Genomic DNA, 18,014 nt, shown 5'->3' with positions numbered 1-18,014 from the left:
TGGAGGTGTGCAGACGCTGGCACTCCCTCGTTCTCGGTCCGGGGCCAATCCCACGTTACAATCGGGTCACCATTATGTTGATAAAACCGACAGCCAGGGCATCGGGGGTGGAGAAGCCATTTTGGAAGCTTCTCCTGTTCCCTCCAGCAGGGTCTATTGAGGCTTGTAGATCTGGTCGAATATACCACCATCGCCGAAATGATAAGGCTGTGCCTTCTTCCAGCCGCCAAAAAGCGGATCGTCGATGGAGATCAGCTTGATTTCAGGTGTTTTGGGCAGATCCGCCGGAGCCACCAGTTCGGGCTTGGCCGGACGATAGTGGTTCTTGGCGATGATGGTCTGCGCTTCCTTGGAATAGAGCCAGCCCAGATAGGCTTCGGCGACCTTGCGCGTGCCCTTGGCGTCGACATTGGCGTCGACAATCGCCACCGGCGGCTCGGCCAGGATCGATGTCGGCGGGTAGACGATGTCGAAATTGTCGGCGCCGAATTCGTCGAGTGCCAGATAGGCATCGTTTTCCCAGCCGATCAGCACGTCGCCGATGCCCTTTTGCGCGAAGGTCACGGTCGAGCCGCGCGCGCCGGTGTCGAGCACCGGAGCATTGGCGTAGAGCTTGCCGACGAATTCCTTGTTCTTGGCCTCGTCGCCGCCGTCATTGGCGTTGGCGTAAGCCCAGGCGGCGAGATAGTTCCAGCGCGCGCCGCCGGAGGTCTTGGGATTGGGCGTGATCACCTGGACGCCGTCCTTGACGAGATCGCCCCAGTCGTGGATGCCCTTGGGATTGCCCTTGCGCACGAGGAAGATGATGGTCGATGTGTAAGGCGCCGAATTGTTCTCGAATTTCTTGCGCCAGTCGGGATTGATCTTCTTCGATTTCGAGACGATCGCATTGATGTCGCCTTCAAGTGCCAGCGTCACCACATCGGCATCGAGGCCATCGATCACGGCGCGGGCCTGGGCGCCCGATCCGCCATGCGACTGCTGGACGGTGACCGTCTCGCCGGTCTCGGCCTTCCAGTGGGCGACGAAAGCTTCGTCATAGGCCTTGTAGAGCTCGCGTGTCGGATCGTAGGACACGTTGAGAATGGTGGTATCGGCAAACGCGAAACCGAGCGTGCCGAACTGGACAGATGTGGCGACCAGTGCGCCGAGCAGTTTCCTGAAATGAGGTTTGGTCATTTCTGCCTCCGTTGATAACGGACTTAACTCTATCAAATATATAGAAAATGAATGCATTCATCCGAAAGGGCAGACGTGCCGCGTCAGCTAATCCAAAAGGAGAGTCTTGGCCTGAGACTGCCAGAAGTGATGGCGCACGCGATCTGGGGTGTTCGCTGGCGTCTGATGGAAGCAGCCCGGTGCACAGGGGCTGAATACCGCCCACCGCTGTGAAGGCCCATCGCTCCGGCAGCGGGGCTTTTTGTGGGGAAGAACTGCTTCACCACAATCGTTCTAGTAGGGTTGATGGGCAACGGGGCTGGAAAATGTCTCACAATGACGCGGACCTGTGCGCTCGGGCGCGCGCACGGGGCATCACGATCTACCAGCGTTCAAAGACAGTGTGGATTGCGGCAGGAAGCTATAGGGGGCAAGATTTTGAAGTGAAAGGACGGTCTCCAGCAATTGCGCTCGCATTCTGGATGGAAGCCACCCGGTATAGAGGCTCGGGAATATAGGCCGGTCCGGGGTCTGAAGTGCGTCGCGTTGGAACGAATCCAGTCGACTCACCTCGAGTCATTTATCCCAAACCCCGCGCTCTTTTGGTCGACATGCATCGGTTGGGGTCGAAATTGTACCGAAAGCTCAAGAACTGATCCGCACCCACTTCCCGTTGGCGGACTGCGATTGGCGGGCAAAATAATGGTATGAAGTGCGTGACCAATCCCTGATGACACTGCCGCGGTTATCCAGGATCAAGTCTCCCTTGTCGGTTCGAACCGTGAGCACGGTGTGACCCTCACCGCCGAGCGTCGCGACCGTTAGAAGCAATGCTGAAGCCGGCCATCCGCGCTTCAAAAGCTCGCTCTTTTTCAGAATCGCAATATCCTCGCAATCGCCCTGTTTGGTCGGTACGCGCCAATCGTCGGAACTGCCTGTCGTGACGAGGTCACTACGCTCCGCGATCCGACGGTTGACGGAGGTGTTCACGGCTTCGAGTTCGGCCTTACGTGCCGGTGTCAGCGTCACCAGCTTGACCTGCCCATTGGTGTTGCAGAGTCTTGGGTGGCCGGCGCAGAAAACACGAGCGGCCGGCGGTGGGAATGCATACCCCTTTGTGACCATCACCGCACTGGTTTTGGTTGCCTGCATGGTTTCACTGCAACCAGTTACCACCATGGCTACCGCAACAAGCGTAGCGAAACGCATCACGTACCGTCTCCTTTTGGCTGTCAAGCTGCCAACAAGCCTCGCACAATAAGGTAAATCAATCCTTAAAAAGGTATTTGCCGAAAATATACATAACAATATGTTACCAAACTGTGGAAATTGGTTGATAGCGCTTTGGTTTGGGGCCGGGTGCGTTTTCCGTTGGAGGAAGAAATGCTGCGACATATGGCTTGGAAGGGCAGGGCCCACTCAGTTTTACTCATTTCATCTGCGCTTATAGCTGCAAATTGGGTGAGTTATACGCAAGCACAGGAGAGTATTAGGCCGCGGTTGACAGCAGCTCAGTGTCAACCACTTACCGATGCCAACTATGCGCGGTGTTGTATCGCGATAAATCGCAGGAGTATCCTTTCCTCAGACCAAATCGAGCAATGCCCGCCTATCACCACCTCGCTCATCGCAACCACGCTTGCACGTTCTGGCGACAACAACGGTCCTGGCGGTGGAGATGATCCGAGCGGTGGCGGCGATCCCGGTGGCAAAGGCGGCGATAATGGCGGCAAGACCGGCGACGATGGCGGCAAGACCGGCGATAACGGCGGCAAGACCGGCGACAACGGCGGCAAGACCGGCGACGACGGCGGCAAGACCGGCGACGACGGCGGCAAGAGCGGCGACAACGGCGGCAAGAGCGGCGACAACGGCGGCAAAGGTGGCGACAGCGGCGGCAAAGGTGGCGACAGCGGGCGCGGTTCCGGCAACTAGTTTTGAATCCGGCAGCGCCTGACTGATGCGATCCAATTTGGTAAGGCGCGCCGCTTTCTAACGGGTTCAAGCGACGCGCTCTGGGACCAGCGTTGGCGCTTGGCCAGACAACGGGCCAAGTCGAATGCAGCACAATCGCGAAGAGTTTTCCGCCAGGCGAATGCATCGTATCAACGTTCTGCAGGCGAACTCTCTGAATCCGGCGAGATTCATTAGCTATGCACAGCCGGTAGCTGCACTTCTGTCGCTTCTAGGCAATGAGAGGAGACTTCTGATTCTGAGCCATTTGACAGAAGGTGAAATTTCGGTAGGCGAACTGGCTGCGCGAGTCGGACTCAGCAAAAGTGCCCTGTCTCAACATCTGAGCAAGCTGCGCAAATACCAACTGGTCTCCACCAGGCGCCACCAACAGACAATTTACTATTCTTGTGATCTTGGCATCATTCAGAAAATCACCCAGATAACCGAAGGGGCCGCGGGCCTGGCAGCAGTTCCGCGGGCCATGAAGCGTCGTGAGCCTCCGCGGCATGAGTATCGGTCACTTCGATGTCGGACCCCGGGCCAGTCGTGATTGCCAGTTGGCGCGACCTATCCTCCCTCTTCTGGGCACAAATCTTTGCTTGGCTCGCGCAATGTTCTAAGCTCGGCGATCGTCGCTTCTCGATTTGAGCGTTCAGAATCGATCGATGACATCCTGCAAATCCTGTCAGCTCGCGCGCACACAACATAGGGCCGCGCACTTTCCGTTTCGACTCCAGTCATCAATCGCCGGCCTGGCTTTCCCGGCATGACGCCTGACACCTGATCCAAACCGGCGGTCAAGCGTGGAGCGATGCAGGCGGCCTGCGATCTATTAGTCGATCGTGGTAGAGCTTTTGCCGGGGCACTGTTAGAGTTCCCGACATGACAGGGCGAGATCGGCGCGGGGCATCTGCCAGGAAGACTCCTCCAGCAACGCGGCGAAGGTTCAGGAGCGGGTGGTCGCCTGTGCTGGAGCAGAGACCAGAAGGGCCGGGGCTCGAACATGGCTGAACGGAACTACACCCGTCAGCTGGCGACGATCGTTTCTATCGATGCCGTGGGATTCTCGCGGCTGATGGGTCTTGACGATGAATCGGCCGTCGCTGCCTTCGAGGAACGGCGCGACATCATAGCCGAGAGCTGCAGCACCTTCGGCGGCCGTACTTTCGGCGACGCCGGCGATAGCATTATGGCCGAATTCGGCAACCCGATCGAGGCGCTGCGCGCGGCGTTCGATTTTCAGGACCGCATTGTCGCGCTCAACTCATCGGTCGACGAAGCCATGCGCATGCCCTTTCGCGCTGGCATCAACACCGGTGACGTCATCGTCCGCGAAGGCCGGCTCTATGGTGACGACGTCAACATCGCAGCCAGGATACAAGAGTTCGCGCCGCACGATGGTCTCGCCGTCTCGGAAACGACCTGGCACCATGTGAAGGACAAGACCGCGGCCGAGTTCACCGATCTTGGCGAATTCATGCTGAAGAACATCGCGCTGCCGGTGCGCGTTCTGATCGCGGGGCGCATTGGCAGCGGGGCGTCGCCGGCGTCGTTGGTTTCGGCCATGCCTCCCGTCAATGGTCAGCAGAAGCTGTCGTCGAAAGGTCCGCCCGCGATCGCCGTGCTACCATTCCAGGGCGATGGAAGCGAGGCCGACGTCGGCTACATGGCCGACGGCATAGCCGAAGACATCATCTACGGTCTTTCCAACAGCAGATGGCTCTCGGTGATCGCCAAGAGCTCCAGTTTCCAGTTTCGCGATGACACTTTGGGAACACGGGTAATCGGCAACGCTCTTGGTGCGCGCTACATCGTCAGCGGCACGCTGATGCGCAATGGCGGGCAGATCCGTCTGAGCACCTCGCTTGCCGACGTCTCAAACGGGCGATTGGTTTGGTCGCAGCGCTTCGATCGCAACCTCGTCGACATCTTCAGTCTGCGCGACCAGATCGGCGCCGAGATCGTTTCGATCCTCGACAAGGAGGTCGACCGGGCCGAACAAGCGCGGACCTTCCAAGTGCCGTGGGAAAGTCTGGAAACATGGCAATTGGTGCGGCGCGGACGCTGGCATATGAACCGGCGCACCCGCGGCGACACGGAAATCGCACTGGAGTTCTTCGAAAAGGCCTACCGGGACGATCCGAACTCGAGCGCGGTGCTGAACGAACTGGCATGGTGGTATTTCTGGCGGGCCTGGCTGCGGTTCGGCGACGGCGACGATCTGGACAAGGTCCAGCAGTATGCGCGCAAGGCCTTGCTGATGGACAGCCTGGATGCCCGCCCGCACGCTCATCTCGGCGTTATCGACATCATGAGGGGACGACCCGGATCGGCGGTCGATCATCTAGAGGAAGCGCTCCACATCAATCCGAGCTTCGCCTTTGCGCGCTCGGCGATGGGCAGTGCGCGCCTGTTGCTTGGCGATGCCATAGGCGCGATACCGTTCTTTGCCGATGCGGAGCGGCTGAGCCCCTTCGACCTCTACCGGTTCCACAATCTGGGGGAATTGGCCGCCGCTTACAGTTTCGTCGAGGATTGGCCATCCGCGATCTCCACCGCTGAGCGATCGCTCGATCTGTCGCCCGGCTATTTCTATTCCCGCTTCCTGAAGATCGGCGCCTTGACGAGAAGCGGGCGCATGCAGGAGGCTATGCGGGAGCTGGCCATATTCATGACCAGACATCCGGATTTTTCGGAGCAAAGGGTTCGCTGGATACCGTTCGCCGACAAGGCGGCAAACGAATTTCTCATCGCCAATTTCGAACTGGCTAAATGACGCGCGGCGAACCGTGCGTAATCGAGGTAGCGGAACACCGACAACTGTGAAAACATTCACATACGCGAGACGGCTGCAAACCTAGGCCTTGGGTAGCCGGCATCGCAATGACGTGGACAGCCGGGGGGCCAGACCGCGCATGATCAGGATAAAGTATTTCGATGCCATCCGGGCAGGACAGAAAAGCCAGCGTCCGCTGTCTGAAATGCCGCCATTCGACCTGGGACGCCTCCGCTCCAAGGGCATCGCGTCTCGCATAGCTGGCTTTCTCTTCAATGATCCGCGCTGGGCGCTGGCGCTGCTGCGCCGGTTTTGGCCCAATCTCGCCATAGGCAATTTCCTGCTCGTGACCAGGAACGCCGACGTTCGCGACATATTGGAGCGCGGGGATGAATTCGAGACGCCATACGGGCCGGAGATGACCGAACTGGCGCGCGGATCGAACTTCATTCTCGGCATGCAGGACGGCGCAGACTACCGGCGCATGAAATCGTCGGTGCTGAGCGCTTTCCCCCCGGCAGAAATCGAGGCCTTGGTCAGGCCGATCGCCGCGCGGCATTCACAAGAAATAATGACACGCGCCAGCCCCGGCTTCGACGCGGTCGCGGATCTTATGAAGATCGTTCCGGTGCGCATCTGCCGCGATTACTTCGGCCTCGAGATCGACGACGAATCCGAGTTTGCCGATTGGGCCATGGCGTTGAGCGCGCTGTTCTTTTCGGATCCAACGGCGAGCCCGGTCACGCGGCAGCTTGCGGTGGTTGCCGGCGACCGGTTGATCAAGGTAATCGACCGCTCCATCGACGCGATCCGGGAGAGTGGGGCCAAGGATGAGCGGCCGCTGCCAAGGCTGGTCCGCCTGCTGGATCAGGACCGCCTGTCGCTTCCCGACATTCATTCGATCATGCTTGGCATGATCGCCGGCTTTGTTCCAACCAATGTGCTCGCCGGCAGCAACTGCCTCGACGTGATCCTGTCCCGCCGTGATGCGCGGCAGGCCATCGATGCAGCCTTGGCCAGCAACGACACCGGCGAACTGGACAAGGCTATTCTGGAAGCCATGCGCTTCAAGCCGATCTGGATTGGCCCCTGGCGCTACACCGTGCGCGACGCAACCATCGCCAGGGGCACGCGCCGCGAGCGTCTGGTGAAGGCCGGAACGGTGGTCATGCCGGCAACGTTGTCGGCGATGTTCGATCCTGAGGCGGTGCAGAGACCCAATCACTTCGACACCTCGCGCCCGCATCGCGATTACCTGGTCTTCGGCTACGGCATTCATCAATGCATTGGCGCCGAAATCGCCAGGATCCAGATTGGCGAGAGTCTTCGCGCCCTGTTTCAGAAGAACAATGTTCGACGTGCGCGCGGCAAAGCCGGCAGGATGACGCATGTCGGCGCGTACCCCGACGGCCTCAAGGTCGATTTCGAGCGGCCCGCTCTTTGCCGCACGGTCACCCATTCTATGGTCACGGTGGTGTGCCCGATCACCCGGCCCGCGTCACTGGATGGCATCCGCGACAAGGTCGCCGGGTTCGGCAACCCGGCCAGCGACGAGATCCGTGCTGCGCTCAATACCGCCGGCACCATCCATTTCGCGAGCCTGGCTGTAGTTCCAACTGGCGAGGTGGACAATGCCTCCGCTGATGGGGAAGGAGCGCTTGTTCTGGAGATATCCGGCGACGGCAGCACCGAAGACGTCATCGACGCCATTACGCATGCCATCGGTCACAAGCTGCGGCCGATCTTCAAGGACGTGTGTGAGCTTCGCGATGAAGACACGCTCGACATGTTCCTGCGCAAGCACAACGTCGAGATATCCCCGTCTTTCGGCAGCAACGCCGGACTGGTCTTTTCCGGCACACCGGGCCATTCGGTGCAGCGCATCCTGGCCGAAGCCGAACTTGCTGATGCCATTCGGCCCGTGGTCGAGCAGCCGGGCGCCACCCATGGCGGGGCGGCTGCCGCGCTTGGCGAAGCCCGCCGGCATGTCCGGTCCCTGGGAAAGTTCGGCTGGGCATTCGAGCCTGCCGAAAGCCTGCTCGAACGGCCGCCCGGAAAATGGTGGCAAGCCATAACGACGACGCTGCTGGCGCCGGCCGTGCTGGCCACTGTCACCGTACTGGTGCTTGCCTGCTGGCGGATGACCTATGTGCTGGTGTTCGGCGATCCGCCAGGGGTGACTTTCGGCACCATTGCCATAGCCGGCACCGCGCTTTTGCTGACCGTGCTTGGAATTCTGGCGCTGGCAGCCCTGATTCTCGGCCTGTGCTTTCTCGCCTTGCGGCGCATCGAAGACATTGATCGCCCGCACAGCACGCCGGTCGACCTCGGCGCCCTCGACAAGATTCTGGTCCACGAGGACCAGCCTGGACAAGCGCAGAACCATCTGACGGCGATCTCGACGATGAAGGTTGGAACGTTGCGCAGGCTGGCGCTCAGGCTGTCGTTCTATCTGATCTCGATATCGGCACAGAAGGTCTTCAAGCCGGGGTTCCTTGCCACCATCAACACCATCCACTTCGCCCGCTGGGTGCTGTTGCCCGGCACCAACAGGCTGATGTTCTTCTCCAACTATGGTGGCAGCTGGGAAAGCTATCTCGAGGATTTCATCGCCAAGGCCGCTGCCGGCCTGACCGGCGTATGGAGCAACACTGAAGGCTATCCGCGCACGCGCTGGCTCTTCTTGGATGGCGCACGCGATGGTGACCGTTTCAAGCGCTGGGCGCGCCGGCAGCAGGTCCCGACCCTGTTCTGGTATTCGGCCTACCCTGGTCTCAACACGACGCGCATCCGCGCCAATTCCAGGATCAGGCGCGGCATCGCCACCGCAACGGGCAATGAGGCGCGTGACTGGTTGAGCCTGTTCGGATCGTTGCCGCGCCCGCAGGCCAGGAAGGCGGAGGCCGCCAGCCTCGCTGCGTCCTCGCCGTTGCCCGTCGAACAATTGGAAACCGGAGAGATCCAGTCCTTGTTCTTCGGCCCGTTCGGATCGCTGGAGCATGCCCATATGCTGGCGATCGCCGTACCCGACAACCTTTCCAGGGCCAGGCGCAAGACCTGGCTGGAGTTCATCATCGAGCAGACCAGCTTCGGCGACGGCGTGCCGTCGGCGCGAGCGATGACCATTGCGTTCGGTCCCGATGGGCTTCGCCGTCTCGGACTGGACGGTGGTATCGACGACAAGCCGCTGGACACATTCCCGGTCGCGTTTCGCCACGGCATGGGCAATCCCGAGCGCAGCCGCATTCTCGACGATCTCGGCGAAAGCGTGCCCGACAAGTGGCAGTGGGGTTCGCCGCAAAAGCCTGTTGACGTGGTGGTGGTCTGCTATGCCGAAAGTCCGGAGAAGTTGAAAACGGAGATCGGTGCCGTGAAGGGAAAGATGACGGCCGCAGGCATGAACCTCGTTTCGGAACTGCCGCTGGCGATAAAGCGTAACGGCAAACGCGCGGTCGAACATTTTGGCTTCGTCGATGGCGTCTCGCAACCGATCGTCAGGGGAACCGCCCGCGCCAACATCGGTACCGCACCCATGCATCTTGTCGCGCCGGGTGAGTTTCTGTTCGGCTATCGCGACGAGCACGGTTTCTATCCGGCGTCGCCCTCCGTCGAGGCGTCGCTCGATCGGACCGGCATCCTGTCGGCGGTACGCCGCAACCGGCAGATACCGGGGCTGCCGCCGCCGCCGCGCGACTTCGGCCGCAACGGCACCTTCCTCGTCGTGCGTCAGTTCGAGCAGCACGTCGACATCTTCAACGACTATTGCAAGGCGGCGGCCGTTCAGGCGGCCAGCGAAACCGACGACCCAGCCATTACACCGCGTTGGGTCGCCGCCAAGATGCTTGGCCGGTGGCCCGACGGCACCTCGCTGGTGCGTAATCCCGACGGCCGTCCGGGTCGCAGTGCCGACAATGATTTCGCCTTTGGCGTCGAGGATCCCCAGGGGCACCGCTGCCCGCTTGGCGCTCATGTTCGGCGGTCTAATCCCCGCGATTCACTGGGCGAGGACCGGGAAACACAGATCAGGATCGGCAAGCGCCACCGGATCATCCGGGTGGGCCGCAGCTACGAGAAACAGGACAAGAAGGGCGGCAAGGTCGAGAAGGGACTGCTCTTCATGTGCCTCAATACGGATATCGAGCGACAGTATGAATTCATCCAGCAGACCTGGGTGTCGTCGACTTCATTCCAGGGGCTTGTTGCTGAAAAAGACCCCACGATTGGTTCGCGCGATGGCGCCGGCAGGTTCACCATACCATCCTGGGAAAAGGTCACGGTGCTGAAAGGCATCCCGCAATTCGTTACCACTCGCGGAGGCGGCTATTTCTTCATGCCAAGCAAGTCAGCACTGCGCTTTCTGATTTCGCGGCTCTGAGTCTTAGGCGCCTCGGCTGCTGGCACCGTCAGTCGTCGTCCTGCGATTCGGCGATATGGCGAAGCGCGCCGGCGTCGACTATGCGCAGGCCGCCGCGCTTGATGGCGATGATCTGCCGGTTGCGCCAGTCGTTGAGCGTCTTGTTGACCGACTCGCGAGTGGCGCCAAGGAACTCGCCCAGCTCTGACTGCGAGATCGGTATCCAGCCTGCGCCATCGGCCAGGACGCTGCCTAGAAAGACCAGTCGTTTAGCCAGCCTCGCTTCAATGCCGAAAAAGGCCTGATCACCGAGCTCACCGCTCACCCAACGCAGCCGCGTGCACAAAAGTTCGATCATGGCGCGCGCCAGGGATGAGTTTTTCTCAATTCGATCAAACAGTTGTGTTCGGCTGAGTGAAACCAGTTCGCATGCGGTAAGACAGATCGCGGTGGCCGTGCGTGGGTGTCCGTCAAGTGCTCCGATCTCTCCGACCAAGCTGCGCGACAGCTCAATATTGGCCACCAGCTTCTGGCCGCCAGGCGAATAGATCGAGATCTCCACCGTGCCGCTCATCACACCATAGATGCGGTCGGCAGCGTCTTCCTGGACGAACAGATGCTGACCGGCAGCGTAGCGCTCGAGCTTGCAGCCACTGAACAGAAGGTCGAATTGGCGAGGATCGATCCGCGCCAGGCGCGGCAGATCCTGTCTGGCGTTCGCGCTGGCGGTTGGCATGACGGCTCTTCCCGATGTTGTCGTGACGGGATGACTGTACGGCAACAGCGTGATCGATCAAAGCTAATGTGATTCTGAGCGTTGCCCGCTTGTCAAAAGGAAGGGGATCGGAAAACCGATCCCCCTCTTCACCCCAACGCCCAGCTTGAATCGCGGCCGATCGGCTCAACCAACGGCTATACAAGAAGACCCAGCCGCGAATGATCTCTCCCTCGTCTCCTTGTTTGTGGAAAGCCGTCTGCACGCATGGCTGGAGGGAGGCCTAGAGCGTGCAGACGGTAGTGGCGGACATGATTGCGTGATCGAAATCCTTGCACTCACAATGCTGCCGTACCAACCGAAAATTTCCGTTCGAAACGGCTCCGCCAAAATTCAAATGAATCAGTATTGGTTGACCACTACTGACCAAGGTCGAGCATCCACAGCGTGATGCGTTTGATGCCGTGCATGCCGGAATGTCCGTGCCGGCGGCGGGCCGGTTGAAGGTGGCCGGTTCCGCCAGGTCACATATTTGCCTGAAAACTCATCGCGGTCTGTGAACCAGGCCACAGAGGCTGCAGACAGATGGCGCGGCCTCGAAGGGCCGTCTCAAGACGTGCCCGGCAACCGCGTTAGGTGACCCGTGCGTAACGTTGCAATCAGCAAAAATACCGCAGGCGGCGGGCTTCTTTATGGAGTGTCAGATTGATTAAGGTGCCAGCCCTTCGTATTGGACCGTGCTTCCGACAGCAATTAGCGTGCCTTGGCGGGCGAACCGAAGGGCGCGCACTTGCCAAAACCCAGATGCAGGCGTGATTTGGATGCGGTGCCGATGGCGCGGCACTGGTGCTCCGCGATAGGTGCGGATCAAAGCGCTTAAGCCGATCGCCAAGCTCTAGGCGGCCCAGCGGTTCAGGGTCGTACGGGGGACTTTTGCATCGGCGGCCGCTGGGCCTGACCAGTTTAGCTAGAGGAGCGCCGTGCTGGCTGGCTCGAAATATGCGCCCACTCTAATGCAAGAGCCAGGGCGCATCGGCATGAAGGGATACCCGAAAGGTGTACTCACTGCGACGTCGAGCCGTTTAGCAGCCATCCAGCCGCTGATGCGCGAACGCTAATCGCATCCATACGACTATCGTAGATCCTCGCCAGAACGCCTCTGGCGGCTTCAGCTCGCTGCGATGTGCAACGGACCAGTTCGCCGCCACCAAGCCGAGCTGGTCGGCTAGCGATGCGGTCCCAGACGCCCCACGTTCCGGCGGCTTCGATTTGGCAGTAGAATCTGTGTTGGTGATTTTCCATACAGCTCAACGCGCCGTCTCGTTTTTGGCTGCTTGCCGTCGGTGTAAGTGGTTAATGGTGCCAAGCGCGCCCGTATCGAGAGGCTTGGCCGCCGCCGTTGCAAAGAGGTGAGATGGCCCCGATGCAGAAGTCGGCATCGTTGGATTTGAAGGCATGACTGAGCAGCCGTCCCAGGAAGAGCGTCCATGGAGATACGAGACCTCGTTACAAAGATGCAGGCGAACTGCTGAAGCTCTAGGGCCTCCTCCAAACCGATCCGCGCAACTTCGGCCGACACACCATTTAACCGCGGCAGGCGGCTGCGCATCGATCGTCGCCTCCGGTCCGACCGGCTGGCAATATTTAACTCGTTTTCGCTGGGAGATGGCCGGCGCCTGTTGGGCGGGGGGCTGGCTGGGGAAGGCGCCGGCCGGGCGGGTTGGGGTCCGCCAGCTGCCAATATGACCTATTTGACACCGCTGGGTTATGGCGTGATCGCGGAAGGGGTTCAGGCGGGCTCCGCGTCTCGCGACATCCTAGAATCGATCATTTGCCGCCGTGAATCTGGCATGTGCGAACAGGAGAGACGGGTTGCGCTCCAGCCGCACGATCGTGGGAGGCTTTATGTGGATCCTTTGGTTTTCCGCGAAAGCCATGGCAAAAGATTTCAGCACAAAAGAGTAGGTGCGCTCCTCGTCGCGTTCGATAACGCGCACGAACCATTCGCCCTCGGCCTCAAACACCTCAACTCGGGTTGGCAAAGAACCGCCGTAGCCGGTCAGATAACCGCGCATGTCGCGCTGTGGACGAGCCACTGCTTTCCTCCTGTGTGGCAAAATATGCAACTATGCTAATGAAGATACGCTTCGTGTCGCGTTGAACTATGAGGTAGTTCACACGGACTTTCGACTACCCGCGCACGCCTATGGGCTTAGCCACAATCGTGCGTGACACGTCCGCGTTGCTGTTTGCGGCGCTCTCGAGTTCTTCGTAATGAGGCGCGGGTCACCGCAGCCGAAGCCGGCCGCTGTCGCGCGCTATCCTTCAGGACCGACGCTCAGGGCAAAGGATGGGCAAGACTTACGATGTCTTCGACATCCTGGTGGGTGCGCGCGAAGCGCTTGAGAACCAGCGGGTCATGACCTGGCACGATGTGAGCCGGGGAACTGGCGAGTTGTTTCATACGCTCCACGCCAAAGATGACATCGCTCAGCCGATCGAAGACGGGAAACGGCTTCTGGCGTTCCATATTGGCGTAAAAATGGGCTGCGTCGGACGCGATCACGACCGCGCCGTTGGCGGTTTCCACCCGCACCACCTGCAATCCGCGCGAGTGGCCGCCAACCTTGTGGAGGGTGATGCCGGGCGCGATCCGCGACTCCGGGTTGTGGAAGCAAACCTTTCCGGCAAAGACGCGCCGCACCATGGTGGTGACGTCTTCGGCCTCGAAGGGATGGCGCATGGCGTGGTGGCACATGCAGCGGCCGGTCGCGAACTCCATCTCCGCATCCTGCAGGTGAAAGGTCGCGTTCGGGAACAGGTGATGGTTCCCGCAATGGTCGTAATGCATGTGGGAGATGATCACGTCGCTGACATCGGCGTGGTTGATGCCGATTGCCGCCAAGCCGGCATCGACGGGCCTGACGACACTGCGTCCGCGTTTGTCGCCGGTCGGTTTGTCGAAACCGGTGTCGACGATGAAGGTGCGCTTCTCCCCAACGATCGCCCAGACGAAGTAGTCGAGCGGCATCGGAACATCATGTGTGTCCCCACCGAGGAAATTCTCACCCGAGCGGCGTTCGAAATGGCCGTAGCGAACGGCATGGATTTCATATCGTTCGGAGTCACCCATGATCAGCTCGCTTTGGCGACATCTGTGGTCTGGGCTGAGCCGACCTCCACATGCGCCCATGTCTCAACCGTCTTGACCATACAGGTAAAATCGGAATCCGGCCCGTAGAGCTGGTTCGTTACGCTCAGCAACTGGCGCACGGCACTGCCCACCACCATTGGCACGCCCATCGCCTCCGCCTCATCCACGCACAGCCGCACATCCTTGAAGGACAGGCCTGTGGCGAAACCGAAATCGAAGGTGCGCGGCAGGACGGATTTGGGGAACTTGTCCTCGGTGGCGCTGTTGCGGCCGCTCGAGGCGTTGATGACGTCGATCATCACCTTGGGATCGAGGCCCGCCTTGACGCCCATCACGACCGCTTCGGAGGAGATCGCAAGTGCTGCCGCCGCAAGCAGGTTGTTGGCAAGCTTCATGGTCTGGGCGGAGCCCTGAACCTCACCCATGAAGAATATCCGGCCGAAATTCTCGATCACCGGCCTTGCCGTTTCGAAGGCAGCCTTCGGCCCCGACACCATGACGGCAAGCGTGCCGTTGCGCGCGCCCTTCAGTCCTCCACTGACGGGCGCGTCGATCATGGCGATGCTCCTGGCTGAAAGGCCTTCGGCAACCTTGGCGGCCATTCGCGGACCTGTCGTCGAGATGTCGACGAAGATGCGAACCGCCTTGCCCTCGGCGATGCCGCCTTCGCCGAGCACGACCTTTTCCAGGATCTGCGGGCTGGGCAGGCTGGCAAAGACGATCTCGGCAACATCGGCAACATCGCGCGCACCGGCGGCGGCTTTCGCGCCCGCATTGGTCAACTCCGCAACGGCTTTGCTGTCGACGTCGTAGACGGTCACTTCGTAGCCGGCCTTGATGAGACGGGTCGCCATCGGCGTGCCCATTTTTCCGATGCCAACAAAGCCGATTTTCAGGGTCGACATGATCGCTCTCTCCTTCGTCGGGGCCTATTGCCCATGGTGCTTGGTCTCGATCTCCTGGATCGCATTCCGTCAGGTCGTTTCCACTGGGAGCATTTCGAGCGCCGGGCCTGTGCGCGGCACGAGAAGTTCCGCTATGTCCACGACCTTCAATCTGTCGGCCACGCCGAGCGCATCGATTGCGGCGGTGTACATCACCTTGTCCTTCGGGCAGGCGACGACGAAATAGGCGACGTCGCCCAGGCTCAGCGCTTCGCGGATGCGGTTCTCGCTCGGCCGCTCGGTCACGCCGTCGTCGCCTTGCCAGATGCGGCCGCCGCCGGCGCCGCAGCAAAAGGAATTCTCGCGGCAGCGCGGCATGTCATGAAGCGTGTAGCCGGCGGCGCGGATCAGCTCGCGCGGCGCATCGAAGCCGCCATTGTAGCGTCCAAGATAGCAGGGATCGTGATAGGTGACCCTTGCGCCGTCGGCGACATGCAGGTCGAGTTTTCCCGCCGCGATGAGTTCCGCCAGCAGCGCCGTATAGTGCAGCACCTCGAACGCCGCGCCGAAATGCTGATAGTCGTTCTTCAGCGCATTCAGGCTATGCGGATCGGTGGTCATGATCCGGTTGAAGCTGCACGCCTTGATTTCATCGATGTTGGATTGCGCGAGCGTCTCGAACAGACCTTCTTCGCCGGCACGCCGCACGTCGTTGCCGCTGTTGCGCTCGGCATCGAAGAGGATGCCGAAGTCGACACCGGCCGCGGTCAGCAGTTCGGCAACCTTGCGGGTGATTTCCTGAACGCGCGGATCGTAGGAGGCGTAGTCTCCGACGAACCACAGAACGTCGACGGGTTCCTCGCGCGCGTCCTTGACCGGAAAGCCGAGCTCCCTGGTCCAGCGCGCCCGCATCTTGGAAGGCTTGCCCATGGAATTGCCGAGACGGGTCAGGTTCGATAGCGCCTCCTGCAGACCGGGGCTGACACGGCCTTCGTCGACCAGATGACGGCGCATGTCGATGATCTTGGGCAGATGCTCGATCTCGACCGGGCATGCCTCCATGCAGGCACGGCAGGTGGTGCAGGCCCAAAGCGTCTCCTCGGAGATCACGCCGCCCACCAGCGGGACCGCCGATGATCCCGCGGCAAGCGCGTCGCGCATGTCGGTGATCAGCAACTTCGGGCTGAGCGGCAGACCGGCCGCATAGGCTGGACAGACCGCCTGGCAACGGCCGCATTCGGTGCAGGATAGAAGGTCGAGCTGCTGTTTCCAGTCGAACTGCCCCAGGCTGTCGACGCCTGGAGCCTCACGCGCTTCCGGGATTGCGGGCGCCAGGCCGCGCGGTTCGAGGCTGCGGAAGTAGATGTTGGGCGCGGCAAGGAACATGTGCCGGTGCTTCGAACCGGGGATATAGACAAGGAATGCCAGAATGGCGCCGATGTGAACCCAGTAGAACAGTTCTTCGCCCGCATGTGCCGACATGCCAGCACGATCGAGCAGTCCTGCCAGCGCCGACGCGACCGGCCGCCACGAGCCGTCGGCGCCACCGACTATGCGCGCCGCCGCCTCAAGCAGCAGGGACGCCACGATCAGGACGATCAACACATAGATGATTGCCGCATCACTGCCGCTCGAGCCCTCGAAGCGGGCAGGCCGCAGCACGTAGCGCTGATAGAGTGCAAGTACGACGCCGACCAGCATCAGCACCGAAAAGATGTCCTGCAGTGCGGCAATCCAGGTTTCGCCCCCGATGGGCGCGAGTGAGAACCCGGGAAACAGCCGCGAGCCGAAGGCATCGATCGTGGCGGTGAACAGCACGAAGAACGAAATGAAGATTATTGCGTGGAGCACGCCAGCAAGCGGCTTGCGGAGCATTTTCCGGTGCATGCCGATGGCGATCATCACGCCCTGGAGACGCAGCATGGGGCGGTCGAAGCGGGCCGCTGCCGGTGCATTGGCAAGAGCAAACGCGTAACGGCGCGAGCGCCAGGCCGTCAACGCGAGTGCTGTGATGACCAGGATCCAGAGTGGCAGGGTCGATGCCATCTCAACGGCCAGAGCCGGCCCGCAGCCTGTCGCTCAGATTGGCGACGAGATCGAACAGGTCACAGGTCGCGCCGTAATGCGCGACATTGAAGATGGGGGCCTTCGGATCGGTGTTGACGGCAATGATGAGGTCGGCCTGCGACATGCCTTCGAGATGTTCGGGCGCACCGGACACGCCGAGCGCCAGATAAAGCTTCGGCTTCACCTTTTGGCCGGATTTGCCGACCTGGCGCAGCTTAGGCAGCCAGCCATTGTCGACGACAGGACGGCTGCCGGCGATCTCCGCCCCCAGCATCGTCGCCAGATTTCGCGCAAGGTCGATGCTTGCCTCGTCGCCGATGCCGCGACCCACGCACACGATCCGCTCGGCTGTGGCCAGATCGACATCGGCATAATCCGGCACGTCGATGGCCACCATCTTCACCTTGCCGCCGCCGAGCACGGGTTCGGCATCGACCAACTGCACCCTCGCGGCATCGATCGCGCCAGCTGCCGCCTCCGCGAAGGCACCCAAATTGACCATTAGCACCGCAGGCAGCTGGACCGTGCATTCGGCCAGGATCTTGCCGCCATACATTTGTGCGACGACCGTCAGGCTTTCGCCGTCCCGCTTGATTTCATTGATATAGGAGATGAGCGGCCAGCCGGTTCTTGCCGCGATTTCCGCCGCCACGTCCAGACCGTTCGCTGAATAGGGCACCAGCACGAGGTCCGGGCTCTCGGCGGCGATGACGTCGCGCAGAAGTCGTGCATAGGTCTCGGCCGGAATGAGATCCGATGCCGCCGCGCAGGCCGCGATCAGGCGGTTGGCTGCGCCGAACGAAGCGGACGCGGCTTCGGCATCACGGCCGGCGAAAAAAGCGACGACCTCGTCTCCTGCCTTGGCGAGCGAACGCGCCGCGGCGATCATTTCGAGCGAAAAGGTTTCGATCTTGCTGGAACGGCTTTCCGTGCAGGCAATCAATTTCATG

At 60.9% G+C, this 18,014-nt stretch carries 12 protein-coding genes; 4 read left to right on the top strand and 8 right to left on the bottom strand.

The annotated features are described in order from the left end of the window. Positions 1-153 precede the first annotated feature (153 nt). Together ACZ89F_RS21895 and ACZ89F_RS21890 are read right to left on the bottom strand one after the other, a co-directional pair. The gene (locus tag ACZ89F_RS21895) at positions 154-1,179 is read right to left on the bottom strand and encodes a sulfate ABC transporter substrate-binding protein (RefSeq protein WP_476094114.1); all 1,026 of its coding nucleotides are present in this window, start codon (positions 1,177-1,179) and stop codon (positions 154-156) included. A 624-nt stretch (positions 1,180-1,803) separates the two neighbouring features. After that, entirely contained in the window at positions 1,804-2,367 is a 564-nt protein-coding gene (locus ACZ89F_RS21890; protein ID WP_476097330.1) for a transglutaminase-like cysteine peptidase, read from the bottom strand. Between the two features lie 174 nt (positions 2,368-2,541). On the opposite strand from ACZ89F_RS21890, the gene ACZ89F_RS21885 reads away from it, so the two are divergent. The 4 genes from ACZ89F_RS21885 (at position 2,542) to ACZ89F_RS21870 (ending at position 10,265) form a co-directional block, all read left to right on the top strand. Continuing rightward, positions 2,542-3,093, top strand: a complete 552-nt coding sequence (locus ACZ89F_RS21885; protein WP_476094113.1) for a hypothetical protein — start codon at positions 2,542-2,544, stop codon at positions 3,091-3,093. Positions 3,094-3,217: 124 nt separating this feature from the next. Further along, positions 3,218-3,664, top strand: coding sequence for an ArsR/SmtB family transcription factor (locus tag ACZ89F_RS21880; RefSeq protein WP_476094112.1), 447 nt, complete (start codon positions 3,218-3,220; stop codon positions 3,662-3,664). A 453-nt stretch (positions 3,665-4,117) separates the two neighbouring features. Then, positions 4,118-5,890 carry an adenylate/guanylate cyclase domain-containing protein gene (locus ACZ89F_RS21875; protein WP_476094109.1) on the top strand — a complete coding sequence of 591 codons (1,773 nt, stop codon included), beginning with the start codon at positions 4,118-4,120 and terminating at the stop codon, positions 5,888-5,890. A 139-nt stretch (positions 5,891-6,029) separates the two neighbouring features. Continuing rightward, a complete protein-coding gene (locus tag ACZ89F_RS21870; protein WP_476094107.1) occupies positions 6,030-10,265 on the top strand; it encodes a cytochrome P450 in 4,236 nt (1,411 codons plus the stop codon). Positions 10,266-10,293: 28 nt separating this feature from the next. On the opposite strand, the gene ACZ89F_RS21865 is transcribed toward ACZ89F_RS21870, so the two are convergent. From ACZ89F_RS21865 to ACZ89F_RS21840, 6 genes are all read right to left on the bottom strand, one after another. Further along, positions 10,294-10,980 (bottom strand): Crp/Fnr family transcriptional regulator, encoded by a 687-nt coding sequence (locus ACZ89F_RS21865; RefSeq protein ID WP_476094106.1) that lies wholly within the window; start codon positions 10,978-10,980, stop codon positions 10,294-10,296. A gap of 1,796 nt (positions 10,981-12,776) precedes the next feature. Then, positions 12,777-13,055 carry a hypothetical protein gene (locus ACZ89F_RS21860; RefSeq protein ID WP_476094105.1) on the bottom strand — a complete coding sequence of 93 codons (279 nt, stop codon included), beginning with the start codon at positions 13,053-13,055 and terminating at the stop codon, positions 12,777-12,779. A 242-nt stretch (positions 13,056-13,297) separates the two neighbouring features. Continuing rightward, positions 13,298-14,092 (bottom strand): N-acyl homoserine lactonase family protein, encoded by a 795-nt coding sequence (locus ACZ89F_RS21855; RefSeq protein ID WP_476094103.1) that lies wholly within the window; start codon positions 14,090-14,092, stop codon positions 13,298-13,300. Positions 14,093-14,094: 2 nt separating this feature from the next. Then, positions 14,095-15,018 carry an NAD(P)-dependent oxidoreductase gene (locus ACZ89F_RS21850; protein WP_476094102.1) on the bottom strand — a complete coding sequence of 308 codons (924 nt, stop codon included), beginning with the start codon at positions 15,016-15,018 and terminating at the stop codon, positions 14,095-14,097. A gap of 69 nt (positions 15,019-15,087) precedes the next feature. Continuing rightward, positions 15,088-17,043 carry a heterodisulfide reductase-related iron-sulfur binding cluster gene (locus tag ACZ89F_RS21845; protein ID WP_476094101.1) on the bottom strand — a complete coding sequence of 652 codons (1,956 nt, stop codon included), beginning with the start codon at positions 17,041-17,043 and terminating at the stop codon, positions 15,088-15,090. Between the two features lies 1 nt (position 17,044). Then, positions 17,045-18,013, bottom strand: a complete 969-nt coding sequence (locus ACZ89F_RS21840; RefSeq protein ID WP_476094100.1) for an electron transfer flavoprotein subunit alpha/FixB family protein — start codon at positions 18,011-18,013, stop codon at positions 17,045-17,047. Position 18,014 lies beyond the last annotated feature (1 nt).

It is taken from the genome of Mesorhizobium sp. USDA 3734 (genome assembly GCF_056279665.1).
This window is presented reverse-complemented; position numbering and strand designations above follow the sequence as displayed.